Below are 17557 nucleotides of genomic sequence, written 5' to 3'. Positions count from 1 at the left end.
GCTCAATGCTGCTCACGCTGCTTTTCGTTCTACTCTTCGCGATGATCTGCCTCGGCGTTCCCGTCGGCATCGCGCTCGCCGGATCGTCGGCCGTCTTCATCTTCCTGGATGGGCGCATCCCCGACGTCGTCGTCATCCACCGAATGATCAATGGCGTGGATTCCTTTCCGCTGCTGGCCGTCCCCTTCTTCATCCTGGCCGGCAACCTGATGAACACCGCCGGCATCACCGAGCGCATCTTCAACTTCGCTAAGGCGCTGGTCGGGTGGATGCGCGGAGGGCTCGGCCATGTGAATATCGGTGCCTCGGTCATCTTCGCCGGTATGTCGGGCGCGGCCGTCGCCGACGCCGGCGGTCTCGGCGCCATCGAGATCAAGGCCATGCGCGATGCAAACTACGACCCCGGCTTCTCGGTCGGCATAACCGCAGCTTCCTCCACCATCGGCCCCATCATCCCGCCGTCCCTTCCCATGGTCATCTATGGCGTGGTCGCCGGTGCCTCCATCGGCCAGCTTTTCGCCGCCGGTCTGATCCCCGGGCTGCTGATGGCGCTGGCGCTGATGGTGATGGTGGCCTGGTATGCCCGCGTGCGCGGCTATCCGCGCGATCAGGCCTTCCGCATCTCCAACCTGTGGAGCACGTTTAAGCAGGCTTTCCTGTCGCTGATGACCCCGGTCATCATTGTCGGCGGCATCCTTTCGGGCGCCTTCACGCCCACCGAGGCAGCGATTGCCGCCTGTGCCTGGGCGCTGTTCCTCGGCCTCTTCGTCTACCGCACGCTTCCCTTGAAACGGTTCCTGCGCGTTTCCTTCGACACGATCGAGACGACCGCCGTGGTGCTGTTCATCGTCGCGGCCGCTTCGATCTTCGCCTGGATCCTCACCTCGAACCGGGTGCCGGAACAATTCGCGTCGCTGATCCTCACCATCTCCGAAAACCCGATCATCGTCCTGCTGCTGATCAATTTGATCCTGCTCATCGTCGGCTGCTTCATGGAGACAGTCGCAGCGATCACCATCCTGGTCCCCGTGCTGTTGCCGATCGCGGTGCAGATGGGCGTCGATCCGGTGCATTTCGGCGTGATCCTGGTTCTCAACCTGATGCTGGGGCTGCTGACGCCGCCCGTGGGCATGGTGCTCTACGTGCTCTCGCGCGTGTCGAAGGTTCCCTTCGAACGCTGCATGCAGGCGACGTTGCCTTTCCTGGTGCCGCTTTTCCTGGTGCTCATGGCCGTGACATTCGTGCCGGCGCTCACCATGTGGCTGCCAACACTTATCTACCGCTGATCGAACTGAACAAGGCGGCGAGCGGCCGCCGGAGGTCTTGAATGAACCAAGAAAACGGGCAGTCGCCTTTCCTGCGGCTTGCCGAAACCGACAATATCGCCGTGGCCGCCCGCAAGGCCGACGAAGGTGCGGTCCTTCCTGGCGGAACCACCGCCAAAGCCCGCATCCCCTTCGGCCACAAGGTGGCGTTGGAGGCGATTGCCGAGGGCGCGCCCGTGCGTAAGTTCGGCCAGATCATCGGCTTTGCCAAGACGGCGATCGCGCCAGGCGAATGGGTCCATGAGCACAATCTGGCCATGGGTGACTTCGAGCGCGACTACCGCTTTTCGCAGGAAGCCCGGCCGGTCAACGTGCTACCCATCGAGGAGCAGGCGACCTTCGAAGGCTACCGCCGGGCCAATGGCCGGGTGGGCACCCGCAACTATATCGGCATCCTGACAAGCGTGAACTGCTCGGCCTCCGTGGCGCGCTTCATCGCCGAGGCGGCCAACAGATCCGGCATGCTCGACGACTGGCCGGAGATCGATGGCGTCGTCTCCTTCACCCACGGCACGGGCTGCGGCATCGCCGGCTCGGGCGAAGGCTTCGACATGCTCAAGCGCACCCAATGGGGCTATGCCGCCCATCCCAATCTCGGCGGCGTGCTGATGGTCGGCCTCGGCTGCGAGGTCTTCCAGATCGCCCGGCTGAAGGAGCTTTACGGCCTGGGGGAAAGCGAAACCTTCCGCACCATGACCATCCAGGACACCGGCGGCACGAGGCGCACTATCGAGGCAGGGCTGGAGCGCATCCGCGAGATGCTGCGCGCCGTCGGCGCCCACAAGCGCGAGACCGTACCGGCCTCCGAGATCACGCTGGCTCTCCAATGCGGTGGCTCGGATGGCTATTCCGGCATCACCGCCAATCCTGCGCTGGGCATTGCCGCGGATATTCTCGTCCGCAACGGCGGCACCGCAGTGCTGGCCGAAACGCCGGAAATATACGGTGCCGAGCACCTGCTGACGGCTCGCGCCATCAACCGTGCCGTCGGTGAAAAGCTCATCGAGCGCATTCACTGGTGGGAGGAATATACCGCCCGCAACATGGGCGAGATGAACAACAATCCCTCGCCGGGCAACAAGGCTGGCGGGCTGACGACCATCCTCGAAAAGTCGCTGGGCGCGGCCGCCAAGGGCGGCTCGACGCCGCTCAACGCGGTCTATGAATATGCCGAGCTCATCCGCGAAAAGGGTTTCGTCTTCATGGATACGCCCGGCTACGACCCCGTATCGGTGACCGGGCAGGTGGCCGGCGGCTCCAACGTCGTGTGCTTCACCACGGGCCGCGGCTCCGCCTATGGCTGCAAGCCTTCCCCCTCCATCAAGCTGGCCACCAACACCGCCATGTTCGAGCGGATGGAAGAGGACATGGACATCAATTGCGGCGACATCCTCGACGGCGTCACCTTGGAGGAGAAAGGCCGCCAGATCTTCGAGGAAGTGCTTGCGGTAGCCTCCGGCAAACGCTCCAAATCCGAAGAACTCGGCTACGGCGACAACGAGTTCGTACCCTGGCAGGTCGGCGCAACGATGTAGGGTGTCCCGTAGTACCCAACTCCGTCATCAATTCGGAGGAAGGTTGTGGATGCGCTTCAGGCGCCCGAGTACCCCAGTTCGTCATCCCGGCCGACCGCAGGGAGAGCCGGGACCCATTGGAAGGTCATCGTAGAGCGCGGCCCGGTCCTCATCCCGGCGCATGTCAGCACCGGCAGTCTTTTCTGCGGAGACCGGCCGCGCCTCTCAATAGGTCCCGGCTCTGCGCGGCTTCGCCGCTTGGCCGGGATGACGAGGTGAGGTGCCCGGTCCCACATGAATTTCACACCGATCTGCCCGGAAAACGCAGGTAAGATAAAGCCTCAAGCTGCGCTTCTAGCCCGCTCCGGGAACAGCTTCGCCAGCCCCTTCTCCGACGCCTCGGCCACGCCGCGTTCCGTGATCAGCCCGGAGATCAGCCGGGCGGGCGTCACGTCGAAGGCGGGGTTGCCGGCGGGCGTCGCCTCGGGCGAGATGCGCACCTGCCGCGTTCTGCCGTCCTCGTCGCGGCCCCAGACCAGCGACACCTCGTCGCCCGACCGCTCCTCGATCGGGATCTCCCTCACCCCGTCGCACACGGTCCAGTCGATGGTGGGCGAGGGCAGGGCCACGTAAAAGGGCACGCCATTGTCCTTGGCGGCAAGCGCCTTGAGATAGGTGCCGATCTTGTTGCACACGTCGCCGATGGATGTGGTGCGGTCGGTGCCCACGATCACCATGTCGACCATGCCGCGCTGCATCAGGTGCCCGCCGGCATTGTCGACGATCAGCGTGTGCGGCACGCCATGGCCGGCCATTTCCCAAGCGGTCAGATGCGCTCCCTGGTTCCGGGGTCTCGTTTCGTCGACATAGACATGAACCGGAATGCCTTCCTCGCTCGCCAGATAGATCGGCGATGTCGCGGTGCCGTAGTCGACCGTGGCCAGCCAGCCGGCATTGCAATGGGTGAGGATGTTCACCGGCTCGCCGGCCTTCTTGGTCCTGGCGATCTCCCTGATGATCGCCAGCCCGTGCCGGCCGATGCCGCGGTTCAGCTCCACGTCCTCGTTTGCGATCTCCGCCGCCCGCTTGTAAGCCGCAGAAGCCCGGGCGTTCTCGGGCAGTCCCCGCAGGAGCCCGCGCATCTCGTTGAGCGCCCAGCGCAGATTGATGGCGGTGGGGCGCGTTTCGTGCAGTTCTTCCCACACCGCGTCGAGCGCGGCGTCGGATGGGTCCTCGCGCATGCGCAACGCCACGCCATAGGCGGCGGTGACGCCGATCAGCGGCGCCCCGCGCACCCACATGTCGCGAATGGCGGCGGCGATGCCTTCCACGCTGGTCACGTTTTCCACCCGCAATTCGTGCGGCAGCCAGCGCTGGTCGATCAGGTCCACCGACCAGCCGTCTTCATTGACCCAGATGGTGCGATAATGTGTGCCTGCGACTTTCACGAGACTTCTCCCTCGTCGAGCAGACGGGCGAGCCTGGCGAGCTCGTCCATGGATTGGATATGGTTGCGGTTCACGGCGATGTGCCGGCCGAATTTCAGCGCCGGCGTCTCGCACCGCGCCCGCAACGCCTCGTCCTCGATAGTCTCGAAATCGGCATTGTGGGCGAGGCCCAATATGCGCCGGTGTATTTCCACACCGGCAAAGCCCAGCATGTCGGTCCATACGCCATGAACCACGTGATTGAGCGCCTGCTCCGAACCCAGCGCATCGCCCCGGTCTTCATAAAGGCAGCGATGATGCAGCATGCCCGTGCGCTCCGTGCGCCAGAGATTTGCGAATTCGGCGCGGAACACGTTCCACGTCTCCTCCACGACGCCGAGAAGATAGTCGCGCATCGACGTGCGCGATCCATCTGCCTCGTGCCCGCGCTGCGAGAAATAGGACATCCAGAAATTGGCCAGCAGCATGCCCACGTCGAAGGCGATGGGGCCATAAAAGGCGAATTCCGGGTCGATGATCCGGGTTTCGCTGTCGGTCACCATCACGGAGCCCGAATGCAGATCGCCATGCACGAGCGTCTCGGCACGTGAAGCAAATATATGCTTCATCGTCTGCGCGGCAACCTTCAGGTCGCGGTCGGCGCGCAATTCCCCGACCAGCCCGTCGAGTCCCGGCGTATGCCGGTTCATAGGCGCCTCGAAATAGGGGTCGGTGAAGACGAGGTTCTCGGTGATGTCGCACAATTCGGTATTGTCGGCGAACAGCGCCAGGTCCGCCTTGCGCTCCCTGTGCTCCATGGAAAAGTCCGAGCCGCGGAACAGGGTGCGCGCGGTGAAAAGGCCGAGATCCCTCGCGATGTTCGGCAGTTCGCGCCCATCGATCAGTGCGCGGCGCAGGATCACATGCGGCGACAGGAACTCCATGACGATGAGCGCCTGCTCCTCGTCGAAATAATGCACCGCCGGCACCGACCCCGGATCGCGCTTTTCCTGGCGGATGAGCGCGTGATATTCGAAGAAGGAGCGCTTCAGCGGCAGCGGCCAGCTGTCGCCGACAAGCCGGACATAGGGCAGCGCCTGCTTGACCACCGCCGCCCCCTTGGCGCCCTCGACGATGAAGACCAGGTTGAGATTGCCGTCGCCGACCTCGCGCACTTTCCAGCTTCCCGGCGAGTTTTCGGCGGGCCCGCCCACGAGGCTCGCCACCGCGTCCACGGAGCCCAGCCGCGCCGGCAGCGTCTCCACGCTCAGCGCCTTGAACTCCATTTCCGGGGCCGTCTTCTGCATGCGTTCCTCCCGTCGTTCTGCCTCCCGCATGATGGAGGCATCGGTGCTAGGCTAGCAAGGCTCTGTCATTTGTCAACGATATTGACAAATGCTTGTTACCTGCTAGCGTCACGATGGGAGGAAGTCATGGGCAGTGCCACATTCCGCGCCACATTCCGCATTGCGGGCTTGAGGAAGTCGTTCGGCCCCAACGAGGTGCTGCGCGGCGTCTCGCTCGAACTGCGGGGCGGCGAGGTGACCGTGCTCATGGGCGCCAACGGCGCCGGCAAGTCCACACTCGTCAAGATCATGAGCGGCATCTATCGCGCCGACCGCGGCGTCATGATGCTGGGCGAAACGCCCTTTGCGCCTTCGAGCCCGGCCGAGGCGATGCGCGCCGGCGTGGTGACCGTCCATCAGAACATCGACGACGGCGTGGTGGGCGCGCTGGACGTGGCATCCAATCTCGTTCTCGACCGGTTCAACGGTCCGGGCAGGGGCATTTTCTTCAACCCGCGCCGCACACGCCGCGAGGCGCGCGAGGTGGCCCAGCGCATGGGGCTTTCCATCGACCTCAAGGCGGATCTCACCGACCTGCCGCTCGCCGACCGCCAGATGGTGGCCATTGCCCGCGCCATGGCGCACAAGCCGCAGGTGATGGTGCTCGACGAGCCAACCTCGTCGCTCTCCAGCCACGAGGCCAACCGGCTTTTCTCCCTGATCGACCGCCTGCGCGAGCGCGGCGTCGCCATTCTCTACATCTCCCACCGCATGTCGGATATCCGCCGCGTCGCCGACCGCATCGTCAGCCTGCGCGACGGCGCGATCTCCGGCCTGTTCGAGGATAAGCCGCTGGACTACGAAGGCGCGGTCGACGCGATGCTGGGCCAGTCCCTCGGCCAAAGCGGCATTGCCGCCCGCGCGGCGACAAAACCGGTTTTCGAAGCGCGCGACCTGCAATTGAAGCCCGGCGCCACGCCGTTTTCGCTGGCCGTCGGCGCGGGCGAGATCGTCGCCGTCACGGGGCTCGTCGGCGTCGGCAAGACCCTGCTTTCCGAAACCGTATTCGGCCTTCAGGCGCCGCTGGCCGGCGCGATGCGTCTCGATGGCACATCCTACGCTCCTGCCACCCCGGCGGCAGCCATCGCCCGCGGCGTTTTCCTGGTCGCCAAGGATCGCGCCAAGACCGGCATCGTGCCGGACTTCAACGTCTATGAGAACATGAGCCTGCCCTTCCTGCCGCGCCTTTCCCGGCTGGGCGTCACGAGGCGCGGCACCGAGCGCGCCGCCGCGCGCGCCCAGATCGCCGACCTGAAGATCGTCTGCCGCTCCGAGCGCGACGATCTGGCGACGCTGTCAGGCGGCAATCAGCAAAAGGTCACGGTGGCGCGGTGGCTGGCGCAGCCCTCACGGCTTCTCGTCCTCGACGAGCCCTTTCAGGGCGTCGACATCTCCGCCCGCCACGACATAGCCGCCAAGCTCCGCGGCAGCGCCGGCGACCGCGCGACGCTCATTTTCCTGACCGAGCTCGACGAGGCGCTGGAGACGGCGGACCGGATACTGGTCATGTCGGAGCACACACTGGTGGGTGAGCACCGCAACGAAAACGTGGATATGGAACGACTCCTGGCGGATGTCGCCGGGGGGCAGGTCGGCGCAGCCTGATGACGGAGAAGCTCGGGATGGACAGTCAGTTGGCGGAAAAGACGAATGCGGATCGGCCGAAGCCGGCGGCGCGGGCCGTCCTCCCGATGCGCCATCTCGCCATCCGCTATGGCTTCCTGACGTTGCTTTTCGGCCTCATCGTCTTCTTTTCGCTGGCCACGCGCGGCTTTACTTCGCCGCAGGCGGCAGTCTTCATCCTGCAATCGGTTTCCATCACCGGCATTCTCGCGCTCGGCGTCACGGCGACGCTGGTCGTCGGCGGTTTCGACCTGTCCATCGGCTCCATCGCGACCAGCTCGATGATGGCCGCCGCCTATGTCATGGTGGTGCTGGAGCAGAATGCCCTGGTCGCCGTGCTCGCGTGCTTGGCCATCGGCGCCCTTGTCGGCCTCATCAACGGGCTGATCATCTGCTACATGCGCGTGCCCGACCTGCTCGCCACGCTCGGCATGATGTTCCTGCTGATCGGCCTCCAGCGCATCCCGACCGAAGGCCGCTCCATCGCCGCCGGCATGACCATGCCCGACGGCTCGACCGCCGAAGGAACGTTCAGCCCGGCGTTTCTGGCGCTGGGTCGGCACCGCTTCGACTTCTTCATCCAAAATCTCGTGCCCGCCTCGGTGGTCGTGCTCATCGTGCTCGCGGTCCTCATCTGGTTCTTCCTCGAATACACCCGCTTCGGCCGCATGATGTATGCCGTGGGCTCCAACGCCCGCGCAGCGGAGTTCGCCGGCGCTCCGGTCAAGGCCTACAAGATCTGGGCCTATGTGATTTCCGGCGTCTTCGCCTCCATCGGCGGCATTCTTCTGGCGGCGCGTCTTGGCCGGGGCGACATCGCATCGGGCAACAACCTGCTTCTCGACGCCGTCGCCGCCGCGCTCATCGGCTTCGCCGTCCTGGGTGCGGCCAAGCCCAACGCGTTCGGCACCGCCATCGGCGCCCTGTTCGTCGGCGTGCTCCTGCAGGGCCTGACCATGATGAACGTGCCCTACTACACTCAAGATTTCGTCAAAGGTGCGGTGCTCGTCATCGCGCTCGTGTTCACTTTCGCGCTGCTTGGCCGCACCAGGTAGCGACGGAAAAAGAGAAATAACCAGTGGAGGAAAGAATGAGATTTACCCGCAGAACCGTCGCCAAGATGGCGGCCGGCCTTCTTGGCGCCAGCATGCTGATGCCGGTGGGGGCGAGCGCGCAGGACATGCCCGCGCCCTTCGACAATCCCGGCGACGTCGAGATCGCGCTGGTGCGCTATCTGTCGACCGGTGACTTCTTCCAGGCCTATCTGTCGGGCGTGGAGGCGCAGGCCAAGGCGCTGGGCGTGAACCTGCGCGTCCTCGACAGCCGCCAGGACGCCGCCCTCCAGGCCGACATGGTCGACCAGGCCATCGCGCTCGGCGTCGACGGCATCATCATCCAGCACGGCCTGACCGAATCGATGAAGGAAGCCGCTCAGCGCGCGGTGGATGCCGGCATCAAGGTCGTGGCCTTCGACGTCAATGTCGAGAACGAGGCCATTCCGCAGATCGAGCAGTCCGACCGCGACCTCGCGCGCCTGGCGCTGGAGCAGGCCATCAAGGACAATGGCGAGGAGTGGAAGGCCGGCTATGTCTATGTCGCCGGCATCGCCCCGCTCGACCGCCGCAACGAGACCTGGCTTCAGTTCAAGGAGAAATATCCAGGCATCGAGGAAGTGGCTCAGTTCGGCACGCTGGACAACCCGATCGCCAATTCCGTCGCCAACCAGGCACGCTCGGTCGTCACGGCCAACCCGGACATCCAGGTCATGTTCGCTCCCTATGACGAGTTCGCCAAGGGCGTGAAGATCGCCGTCGACGAGGCCGGCCTGACCGACAGCATCAAGATCTACTCCGCCGACGTGTCGACCGCCGACATCTCCGCCATGCGCGAGCCGGGCAGCGCCTGGGTCGCCACCGCCGCTACCAATCCCGCGGTGGTCGGCGAGGTCTCAGTGCGCGCGCTCGCCATGCTTCTAGCCGGCGAGGATCCGGGCCAGAGCGTGATCGTGCCACCGACCCTGATCACGCAGGATGTCCTCAACGAGGGCGACATCAAGAACATGGACGAACTGGCCGCCAAACTGCCCCAGTTCGCCCACGCCGACGTCGCCGTGCCGGACTGGATGCCGCTGCCGCCGCGCGATTGAGGCGAAGGAAACTGAACGAGAAAGGGCGGCTCCCGGGCCGCCCTTTTGCATGAAAGCTTGAACGCAGCTACCGCAGCGCCGCCGCGATATTCCCGCCATCCACCGTCGTAACGTCAGCCGTCGTGCGTTCGGCCAGCGCCTGGTGCAGGAAGGCCTGCGCGACGTCTTCCGCCCGCACCTCCAGCCCGAGCAGGTTGCCGCCCATATAATCCTTCTCCGAGACGCCGCGCGCTGCCGAGCGGCTGGCAATCATCTCGTCGGTGAGAAGGCCTGAGCGGATGCGGTCGGCATTGACGGCGCTGGAGCGAATGCCGTGGGCGCCGTAGTCGAGGGCATACTGGCGCGACAGGAACAGCGTCGCCGCCTTGGGCAGTCCATAAGCGCCGAAATTCTTGCCGGGATTAACCGCCTGCTTGGACGCATTGAACAAGAGCACGCCGCCCGTTCCCTGCTTCAGGAACAGCCGCACCGCATTTTGCGCCACGCTCTGATGGGCGAAGAAGTTGAGCTCGAAGCTCTTGCGTAACGTCTCGTCGCTCAGTTCCCCTATGCGCCCTTCCCAGGCCGCGCCGGCATTGGAGACCACGATGTCGACACCGCCGAACACCGCCACCGCCCGGTCGAACGCCGCGCGGACGGAGGCGGGATCAGTAACGTCGCAGGCGACGCCGATGGAGGCGTTGCCGGTCTCCTTCGCGGCGGCGGCCGCCTTGTCGCCGTTAAGATCGGCCACCACCACGTGGGCGCCCTGGGCGGCAAACAGCTTTGCCGTCGCCGCGCCGATGGCGCCGGCACCCCCCGTCACCAGCAGCACCTGTCCGGAAAGCGCCTTGGGCTTGTTGGCGGCGAGCTTGGCCTGCTCCAGCGACCAGTATTCCAGCTCGAAAAGGTCCGACAGCGCCAGCGGATGGAACGAGCCGATGGCCTCGGCGCCGGTGACCGCCTCGACCAGCATCTCGCCCACATCGGCGGCAATCTTCGCTTCCTTCATGCTGCGGCCATGGCCGAACAGCCCGAGACCGCGCACCAGCGTAAGCCTGGGCATGGGGTCGAGCATGGTGCGCTCGACATCGTCGTTTGCGTTGTTGGTCTCGAAATATTCCTTGTAGCGCGCCGAGAATGCCGCCACCCTTTCGCGGATCACCTTGCGATACTCGTCGAGTTTTCCGGCCTCCGGCGCCGGCAGCACCATCGGCCCCGTCTTGATGCGGATGGAAAGATCGGGGGTCGAGACCCCGCGCAGGGCGAGCTCCTCCGCCGTGTCCGCGTTCACATAGTCGAGGATCTTCTCCGACGTGCGGAAGTCGCTGACCATGCGCCCATAGCGCCCTTCGCCCTCATCGATGGCGATGGCCCCGCGCAGATAGGGGCCGATCTCCTCCGGCGTCGCCAGCTTTGCGGGCAGGACGACCGGCTTGAACGGGTTCCTCCCGTTCTTCGCCACATGCTCTTCGGCCATGGTGACGAATTCGATCATCAGGTCGTAGGCTTCCTTCGCGCCCTCGGCGAAGGTGAAGATGCCGTGCTTGTCGAGGATAAGGCCCTCGACGGCGGGGTTCCGCTCATAGATTTCCGCGGCCGCCTTGGCGAGGTCGAAGCCAGGCTTGATATAGGGAACGAACCCCAGCCGGCCGCCATAGACGGCGCGGCATACTTCCTCGCTGTTTTCCTGGTCGATCAGCGCCAGAACGGCGGTCGAATGGGTGTGGTCGACGAATTTATGCGGCAGGAAGGCGTGCAGCAGCGTCTCGATTGACGGGTTGGGCGAACCCGGATCGATAAGGTTGGAACGCTGCATGGCGACCATGTCCTCGTCGGAAAGGCTGTTCAGCCCGCGCGCCGCCAGCAGCGCCTCCATCTTCACCGCCGGCAGGCCCTGCGGCTCGATCACCGCCATGTCCCAGCCGCTGCCCTTGACGCACAGCACGTCCCATTCCCGACCGAGGATGTCGGTCGCCTTGGATTTCAACGAGGTGTTGCCGCCGCCGTGCAGCACCAGCCGCGGCTCGCCGCCCAGTAGCCTGGTCGTGTAAACCCTCAGCGCAAGGTCGCGGTCGACGCCTTTTTCGCCATAGGCGTTGACGAGCTTGTCGGCTTCGCTGTCGTTCCAGAGATTCTGCATGACTGTCCTGTTTGCTTCTCGATGGGTCGTTGTGGCTGGAACATGATCCGAAAAAGGCCCCCTCTTTTCCGAAACAGGCTCCAGCAAGGAGGTCGGTCAGGCCGGCGCGCCGGCCTTCACATTCGGGCGAGGGGCCTCGCCGAACGTCTTCAGCAGCCGCCTGGCCATCGGCGCGGCGATGATGAGATGGGTGAAGAACCCGCCCTTGATCGCCGCCCGCAGCGGCTCGAATTTCTCGTCTTCCTGCACCACCATCAGGCGGCGCGGGATCGCCCGGAAGGCGTCGAAATCCGCCGATATCATCCGCTTGTTATAGTCGCAGTCGATGAGCTGGCCATCGGCATCGATGATTTGCCCCGCGATCACGCCCGTGGCGCCCAACGCCTTCAGTTGCGCCAGTTCCTCAAGGCTCAGCGCCCCGCATTTGATGACATGGCTATCGGCGTCCAGCGTTCCAACGGTGAACAGCGCCAGGTCGCACTGGCTGACGAGATCGAGCTGCTCGCGGATCACCGGCTCCTCGCGCAGCGCGGCCGCCAGCTCCTTCGATCCCAGTACCAGAGGCGCATAGAAATTAAGCCCCCGCGCGTTCAGCCTGCGGGCGATCTCCATCGTGCACTGGTCGGGCCGGTAGGAATAGGGCGAGCCCAGATTGCCGCACAGCTCCACCACGCTCACGCCTTCGCGGTCGGCATAGTTCATCGCGTCGGCGATGGCGTAGACGGTGCGTCCCCAGGCAACGCCGATGCGGTCGCCATTGCGCACCATCTCCACGAACACATTTGCCGCTAGGGTGGGGATTTCGTCGGCGGGGCTGGCCGTCAGGCCTTCCTCGCCGGCAAGCCACACCGTTTCGAGCCCCAACAGATCCTCGACCTGCCGGGCCATCATGTCGTTCCGGAACAGATGCGTGGAGGTGGAGATGTTGACGATGCCCGCCTCGCGCGCGCGGCGCAGGTAGAGCGCCACCGAGGCGCGCGAGATGTTCAGCCGCTGCGCGACTTCGTCCTGGCGCAAACCGTGCGTGTAGTAAAGCCACGCCGCCTTGTGCACGATCTGGTCAGCCGGTCGATAAGCCATCGATCTCCTCCGCTAGACATTATTCACGCACATTGACAAAAGTCAATCGTGCAAGGCTGCAGTCAAGCAAGGGGCGTGAAGGGTGATGGTTGATCATACCAGTGCTTGGCCAGGGCAGGGCCCAACGCAACAAGGCCGGAGCGTTTCCGCTCCGGCCTTGTCGGCTCGTATGGCTATGTCCCCTGCTTGGCTCCGAGAATCGGATCAAGCCCTCGCAGCGCGCGATGCATGTCCGAAAGACGCGCGCACTGGATGGGTGACTGCGCTAGTAGCCGCGCGGGCACGCTGCCGTGTAGCGGCGGCCGTATTCGTCGCGGTAGATGCATTGATTGCTATTTTCCGAGGCCCTGCCGACCAACGCACCGGCGACCGTGCCGATAGCACCGCCGATAATGGCGCCCTCAACCTTGTTGCCGGAAGCCAGCGCGCCAATTGCCGCGCCGCCTGCGCCGCCGACCGCAGCACCTTGCTGCGTGGGGGTACAAGCGCCAAGGGCAAGTACGAACGGCACCAGAAGAAGAAGTTTTTTCATGGTTCTCTCCAAAAATATATTACGCCCGGGTCAATTCGCCGCGGGTCGATTTGTTCCGGACATTGCGCGGCGATGCTGTGCTGATGCCGGACACGCGTCAAGCCTCTCCGGAAAACGTGGCGAGAATGTTCTGGAAACGACCGGGCGAAAAGTCGCTTTTTGTCCAAATGGGGTTCAATTTCGGTCCGTTTTGTTGGACGTTGGTCTCAATCCGCATGTTTGTGGTCGCAATGTGACCATTTGAGGCATTTGATTTACGACAGGCTCAGCCTGATGCGGAGGAATGTACCGGCGTTGCATCCTTGGGGCGATGCTGAATTTTCGCGCCGGACAGTAAAATGGAGAGAAAAATGACAGACACTTCCGTCCAGGAAGAGCATGGCCTCGAACCGGGACAGGACAATGTCCGTTTCTTGGGGCTCGACGTACACAATCCGGTCTTTTTCGTTTCGGCTGTTCTGATTGTGACTTTCGTGATCCTGTCCCTCATTTTCCGGGAGACTGCGGGCGAGGTGATGGGCGGCTTGCGGGTTTGGCTGACATCGACATTCGACTGGGTGTTCATGATCGCGGCCAACCTGTTCGTGATCTTCTGCCTTGTCGTGGCAGTCTCGCCTTATGGAAAGGTGCGCCTTGGGGGCAAGGATGCGGTTGCCGAATACTCCTACGCCGGCTGGTTCGCGATGCTGTTCGCCGCCGGCATGGGCATCGGCCTCATGTTCTTCGGCGTGCTGGAGCCGATGTACCACTTCAACAATCCTCCGCTGGGCGTGGCGCCGCCGCTGGTCGACGGTGAGTTGGTCGAGGGCGCCGTCGCTCAGGCGCGCGAAATGGGCATGGCCGCGACCATCTTCCATTGGGGTCTTCACCCCTGGGCGATCTATGCCTTGCTGGCGTTGTCGCTTGCGCTGGCGAGCTACAACAAGGGTCTCCCGCTTTCCGTTCGTTCGGCCTTCTATCCGATCTTCGGCGAACGCATCCGCGGATGGATCGGACATGTGATCGACATCATGGCGGTCTTCGCAACGCTTTTCGGTCTTGCCACGTCGCTTGGCTTCGGCGCATCGCAGGCACTTGCCGGTCTCAACGAGCTCTACGGCGTTCCCAATACGGACACGATGAAAGTCTTGCTCATCCTGGGCATCACCGCCATCGCCCTCGTTTCCGTCGTGGCCGGGCTCGAAGCCGGCGTGAAGCGGTTGTCGGAAATCAACATGGTTCTGGCGATCCTGCTTCTGCTCTTCGTCATCATCCTGGGACCGACAATGGCGATTATCACCGGCTTCTTCTCCAACACGTGGTACTACGTGAAGGATCTTCCGGCCCTGTCCAACTGGATCGGCCGTGAAGATACCGCCTTCATGCATGGCTGGACCACCTTCTACTGGGCCTGGTGGATTTCGTGGTCGCCTTTCGTCGGCATGTTCATCGCCCGCGTTTCCAAGGGGCGCACGGTGCGCGAATTCATCACCTGCGTGCTGATCATCCCGACACTGGTCTCCATACTCTGGATGACCACCTTCGGCGGCACGGCGCTGAACCAGTTCCTGGCCGAAGGCTATACCGGCGTTCAGCAGACGGTGGTGGACTACGTGCCGGAACTGTCGCTGTTCGCCATGTTGGCCGATCTGCCGCTGGCTGGCTTGACCTCGCTGATCGGCATTATCCTGGTGATCATCTTCTTCGTCACCTCGTCGGACTCGGGCTCGCTGGTCATCGACACCATCACCGCCGGCGGCAAGATAGACGCTCCGGTGGCGCAGCGCGTCTTCTGGGCCATCTTCGAGGGTCTGGTCGCCATCGTGCTGTTGCTGGGCGGAGGGCTCGCGGCCCTTCAAGCCGGCTCCATCGCGACCGGCTTCCCGTTCGCCATCCTCCTGGTTCTGATGCTCTACGCAACCTGGAAGGCACTGGCGACCGAGGAACGGTAAGCCGAACCGCATATTACCACTCGAACCCCGCCGGAAACGGCGGGGTTCTTTTTTTTGCGCGAGCGCGAACGATCACGCAAATGTCAATTATGTAGAATCATTGTTATGCCGAAATCCCCTACCTATAAGGTGCGCTGAAAAATGGCTTCCTGCGCCGGAGATGTCATCCGGCGCGTCATCCAGCCGCTATTGGGGCAAACATGTTCGTATCCTTCTTTCCAAAGCCGCGCTTGTTCTTCGCGAGCTTTGTCGCCTGGTCGCTGTTCTGCATCCTCGTTTGGTACGGTTTTGCAAACGACCTGGGTCAATCCCTAGGGCTCGGCCACTTCTTCGGCTACGGCTTTCCCGAAGCGCTTCAGGAAGGCGCTGACGAAGCCGCGCAGGCAGCCAATGCCGAAGCTTTGTCGAATGCTGTAGGTTTCTGGTTCTACCAGTATTTCATCGCCGCCATTCTTCTCTTCGTCGGGTTCTGGATGCGATACTCGCCGCATCCATGGGCGCGCTGGTCGGTGGCGGGTTCAGCGCTGATCCTCTTCGTCAACTGGTTCCTCGTCCAGCTCGACGTGATGATCAATGAGTGGTTCGGCACCTTCTACAACATGGTGCAACTCGCCCTGGGGAATCCTGGCGCCGTCGAGGCAGGCGATTTTTACTGGCAGATCGCCGATTTTCTCAAGATCGCGCTGGTCTATGTTTTCTTTGCCACGCTGTTCCGCTTCTTCGTAAGCCACTTCATCTTTCGTTGGCGCACGGCGATGAACGCCTACTACATGGCGCGCTGGCAGCGCCTGCGGCACATCGAAGGCGCCGCCCAGCGCGTACAGGAAGACACTATGCGCTTTGCCTCGATCACCGAAGGGCTCGGTGTAAGCCTCGTGGACTCGCTGATGACGCTGATCGCCTTCCTGCCGCTACTATGGGGACTTTCGGCCCATGTGAAGGAACTGCCTGTCATCGGCGAGGTCACCCAGGGCCTGGTGTTTGTCGCCATTCTCTGGTCGGTGTTCGGAACGGCCGTCGTTGCGGTCGCTGGCATTCGTCTGCCGGGACTGGAATTCAGGAACCAACGCGTCGAAGCTGCCTACCGTAAGGAGTTGGTTTATGGCGAGGATTACGCGGAAAGGGCGGATCCGCCGACGGTCCGAGAACTTTTCTCAAATGTCCGTCGCAATTATTTCCGGCTCTACTTCAACTACATGTACTTCAATCTGGTACGCATATTCTATCTGCAGATCGGCAACCTCGTACCCTACATCGCGCTCGGGCCGACTATCGTCAGCGGTGCAATCACGCTTGGTGTCATGCAACAGATCATCCGTGCCTTCAGCAGGGTCGAAGGCTCGTTCCAGTATCTGATCAATTCCTGGTCGACCATCGTGGAGTTGATGTCGGTCTACAAGCGGCTGCAGGCCTTCGAAGCCGAGATCGACCTCGATGCGCCACCGGATGTGGCCGAAAGCTATCTGGAGCAGGTAGCTTGAAATCGCCGCTTTGACGGCGGATAGGCTCTGGCCCTATCCGCCGACGCCCGCGCCCGTCTCTCGCCGCTTCTCCTGCAGATACTCCCGGTAGCTCACGCAGCGGACATCGTCCCTGACGCACACCTCTTCGGCGAAGCGTTCCAGCGCTTTCCAATAGGCGCCGTCATTCATCAGCGTGAAGTGGAAGCCGACCTGCAGCGGCACGCGCTCCCCGCCATATTCGCGCTCGAAGGCGGCCATGAAAGCCTCAAAGGCGCGGTCGGTGAAGGCGCCTGCCTGGTCGGGGGCCTCCTTGCCGCCGGAGTGGCGGACATAAAGATTGTAATCCATGGCGATCAGCCGCTTGGCCGAAGGGCCCTCCGGAATGAGCGGCAGCGCGAAGCGGGTGATCCAGCCATCTTTCGCCGGCCGGGCCGGGCCGCGCGAAACGGTGCTCGCATCATAATCGAAGCCATCCGCCGCCAATGCGTCGTAGAGCCCGGGACCGGTGGAAAGATAGGGCGCGCGAAAGCCCTTGATCTCGCCCGTGGCGAACGCATTCCAGCCTTCGGGCTCGCCTTCAAGGTCGTTGATCCGCCAGGCGCCCTCGAGGATCGTGGTGAACTGGTCGAACTCGGCCATCCAGTCCTTCTTGCTCCACGCCTTGCCGTCGAAATGCCCGCAGCCATGGCTGGCGATCTCATGCCCTTCCGCGCGGGCGGTCCATATTTGCCCGAGCCTTGCGCGCACATCTTCCGGCGAGGCGGCGAAGCCCACGTTGGACCGGCCGGCCTTCATGCCCGGCGCCTTGTATTCATCGCGGGTATCCCGCGTCAGCAGATAGACGCAGGACAGGAAATATGTGAAGCGCGCGCCGGTCTTGCGGCCAAGCGATCGACTGCGCTCCCACTGCTCGACGAACGAGGCCCCGTCGAAGGAGAGGATGACATATTGAGGATCTGTCGAAGGCGGGGTGGCCAGTGCGGGAAAAGGTAGGAAGGACAACGCACAAAGACCGGTACGCAGATAAGAAAACATGAAAATCCCCGAG

13 protein-coding genes are annotated in these 17557 nt (G+C 63.4%); 7 read left to right on the top strand and 6 right to left on the bottom strand.

Annotated elements, in window-relative coordinates; genetic code table 11:
* Positions 1–5 precede the first annotated feature (5 nt).
* Positions 6–1286, top strand: coding sequence for a TRAP transporter large permease (locus N1058_RS02400; protein WP_265515868.1), 1281 nt, complete (start codon positions 6–8; stop codon positions 1284–1286).
* Positions 1287–1327: 41 nt separating this feature from the next.
* Positions 1328–2860, top strand: a complete 1533-nt coding sequence (locus N1058_RS02395; protein WP_265515867.1) for a UxaA family hydrolase — start codon at positions 1328–1330, stop codon at positions 2858–2860.
* Positions 2861–3180: 320 nt separating this feature from the next.
* On the opposite strand, the gene mtnA is transcribed toward N1058_RS02395, so the two are convergent.
* Together mtnA and mtnK are read right to left on the bottom strand one after the other, a co-directional pair.
* Positions 3181–4287, bottom strand: a complete 1107-nt coding sequence (gene mtnA / locus N1058_RS02390) for an S-methyl-5-thioribose-1-phosphate isomerase (protein ID WP_265515866.1) — start codon at positions 4285–4287, stop codon at positions 3181–3183.
* The gene (gene mtnK / locus N1058_RS02385) at positions 4284–5573 is read right to left on the bottom strand and encodes an S-methyl-5-thioribose kinase (RefSeq protein ID WP_265515865.1); all 1290 of its coding nucleotides are present in this window, start codon (positions 5571–5573) and stop codon (positions 4284–4286) included. The genes mtnA and mtnK overlap by 4 nt, the downstream gene beginning before the upstream one ends.
* A gap of 126 nt (positions 5574–5699) precedes the next feature.
* Between mtnK and N1058_RS02380 the strand changes: the two genes are divergently transcribed.
* The 3 genes from N1058_RS02380 to N1058_RS02370 all read left to right on the top strand — a co-directional run bounded on the left by N1058_RS02380 (position 5700) and on the right by N1058_RS02370 (position 9381).
* On the top strand, positions 5700–7217 hold the full coding sequence (locus N1058_RS02380; RefSeq protein WP_265515864.1) for a sugar ABC transporter ATP-binding protein: 1518 nt from the start codon (positions 5700–5702) through the stop codon (positions 7215–7217).
* A gap of 86 nt (positions 7218–7303) precedes the next feature.
* Positions 7304–8290, top strand: a complete 987-nt coding sequence (locus N1058_RS02375) for an ABC transporter permease (RefSeq protein WP_265515920.1) — start codon at positions 7304–7306, stop codon at positions 8288–8290.
* Between the two features lie 35 nt (positions 8291–8325).
* The gene (locus N1058_RS02370; RefSeq protein WP_265515863.1) at positions 8326–9381 is read left to right on the top strand and encodes a substrate-binding domain-containing protein; all 1056 of its coding nucleotides are present in this window, start codon (positions 8326–8328) and stop codon (positions 9379–9381) included.
* Between the two features lie 67 nt (positions 9382–9448).
* On the opposite strand, the gene N1058_RS02365 is transcribed toward N1058_RS02370, so the two are convergent.
* From N1058_RS02365 to N1058_RS02355, 3 genes are all read right to left on the bottom strand, one after another.
* On the bottom strand, positions 9449–11503 hold the full coding sequence (locus N1058_RS02365; RefSeq protein ID WP_265515862.1) for a bifunctional aldolase/short-chain dehydrogenase: 2055 nt from the start codon (positions 11501–11503) through the stop codon (positions 9449–9451).
* A gap of 96 nt (positions 11504–11599) precedes the next feature.
* Complete coding sequence (locus N1058_RS02360; protein WP_265515861.1) at positions 11600–12583, bottom strand: sugar-binding transcriptional regulator; 984 nt, start codon at positions 12581–12583, stop codon at positions 11600–11602.
* 265 nt (positions 12584–12848) lie between these two features.
* The gene (locus N1058_RS02355) at positions 12849–13115 is read right to left on the bottom strand and encodes a YMGG-like glycine zipper-containing protein (protein ID WP_265515860.1); all 267 of its coding nucleotides are present in this window, start codon (positions 13113–13115) and stop codon (positions 12849–12851) included.
* A gap of 350 nt (positions 13116–13465) precedes the next feature.
* Here N1058_RS02355 and N1058_RS02350 point away from each other — a divergent pair, with 350 nt between their 5' ends.
* Both N1058_RS02350 and sbmA read left to right on the top strand, forming a co-directional pair.
* The gene (locus N1058_RS02350; RefSeq protein WP_265515859.1) at positions 13466–15046 is read left to right on the top strand and encodes a BCCT family transporter; all 1581 of its coding nucleotides are present in this window, start codon (positions 13466–13468) and stop codon (positions 15044–15046) included.
* Between the two features lie 200 nt (positions 15047–15246).
* Entirely contained in the window at positions 15247–16527 is a 1281-nt protein-coding gene (gene sbmA, locus N1058_RS02345; RefSeq protein WP_265515858.1) for a peptide antibiotic transporter SbmA, read from the top strand.
* 33 nt (positions 16528–16560) lie between these two features.
* Here the strand turns inward: sbmA and N1058_RS02340 are convergent, their stop codons facing one another.
* Positions 16561–17544, bottom strand: coding sequence for a polysaccharide deacetylase family protein (locus N1058_RS02340; RefSeq protein ID WP_265515857.1), 984 nt, complete (start codon positions 17542–17544; stop codon positions 16561–16563).
* Positions 17545–17557: the final 13 nt, after the last annotated feature.

The sequence above is a fragment of the Nitratireductor luteus genome (assembly GCF_026162365.1).
Classification (GTDB): Bacteria; Pseudomonadota; Alphaproteobacteria; order Rhizobiales; family Rhizobiaceae; genus Chelativorans; species Chelativorans luteus.
This window is presented reverse-complemented; position numbering and strand designations above follow the sequence as displayed.

What these genes read in the sequence shown, in the direction of transcription:
- N1058_RS02360 (WP_265515861.1), bottom strand. Translation starts at nt 12,583, where the DNA reads ATGGCTTATCGACCGGCTGACCAGATCGTGCACAAGGCGGCGTGGCTT.
- N1058_RS02380 (WP_265515864.1), top strand. Translation starts at nt 5,700, where the DNA reads ATGGGCAGTGCCACATTCCGCGCCACATTCCGCATTGCGGGCTTGAGG.
- N1058_RS02370 (WP_265515863.1), top strand. Translation starts at nt 8,326, where the DNA reads ATGAGATTTACCCGCAGAACCGTCGCCAAGATGGCGGCCGGCCTTCTT.
- N1058_RS02340 (WP_265515857.1), bottom strand. Translation starts at nt 17,544, where the DNA reads ATGTTTTCTTATCTGCGTACCGGTCTTTGTGCGTTGTCCTTCCTACCT.
- N1058_RS02375 (WP_265515920.1), top strand. Translation starts at nt 7,304, where the DNA reads ATGCGCCATCTCGCCATCCGCTATGGCTTCCTGACGTTGCTTTTCGGC.
- N1058_RS02395 (WP_265515867.1), top strand. Translation starts at nt 1,328, where the DNA reads ATGAACCAAGAAAACGGGCAGTCGCCTTTCCTGCGGCTTGCCGAAACC.
- N1058_RS02355 (WP_265515860.1), bottom strand. Translation starts at nt 13,115, where the DNA reads ATGAAAAAACTTCTTCTTCTGGTGCCGTTCGTACTTGCCCTTGGCGCT.
- N1058_RS02400 (WP_265515868.1), top strand. Translation starts at nt 6, where the DNA reads ATGCTGCTCACGCTGCTTTTCGTTCTACTCTTCGCGATGATCTGCCTC.
- N1058_RS02365 (WP_265515862.1), bottom strand. Translation starts at nt 11,503, where the DNA reads ATGCAGAATCTCTGGAACGACAGCGAAGCCGACAAGCTCGTCAACGCC.
- N1058_RS02350 (WP_265515859.1), top strand. Translation starts at nt 13,466, where the DNA reads ATGACAGACACTTCCGTCCAGGAAGAGCATGGCCTCGAACCGGGACAG.
- sbmA (WP_265515858.1), top strand. Translation starts at nt 15,247, where the DNA reads ATGTTCGTATCCTTCTTTCCAAAGCCGCGCTTGTTCTTCGCGAGCTTT.
- mtnK (WP_265515865.1), bottom strand. Translation starts at nt 5,573, where the DNA reads ATGCAGAAGACGGCCCCGGAAATGGAGTTCAAGGCGCTGAGCGTGGAG.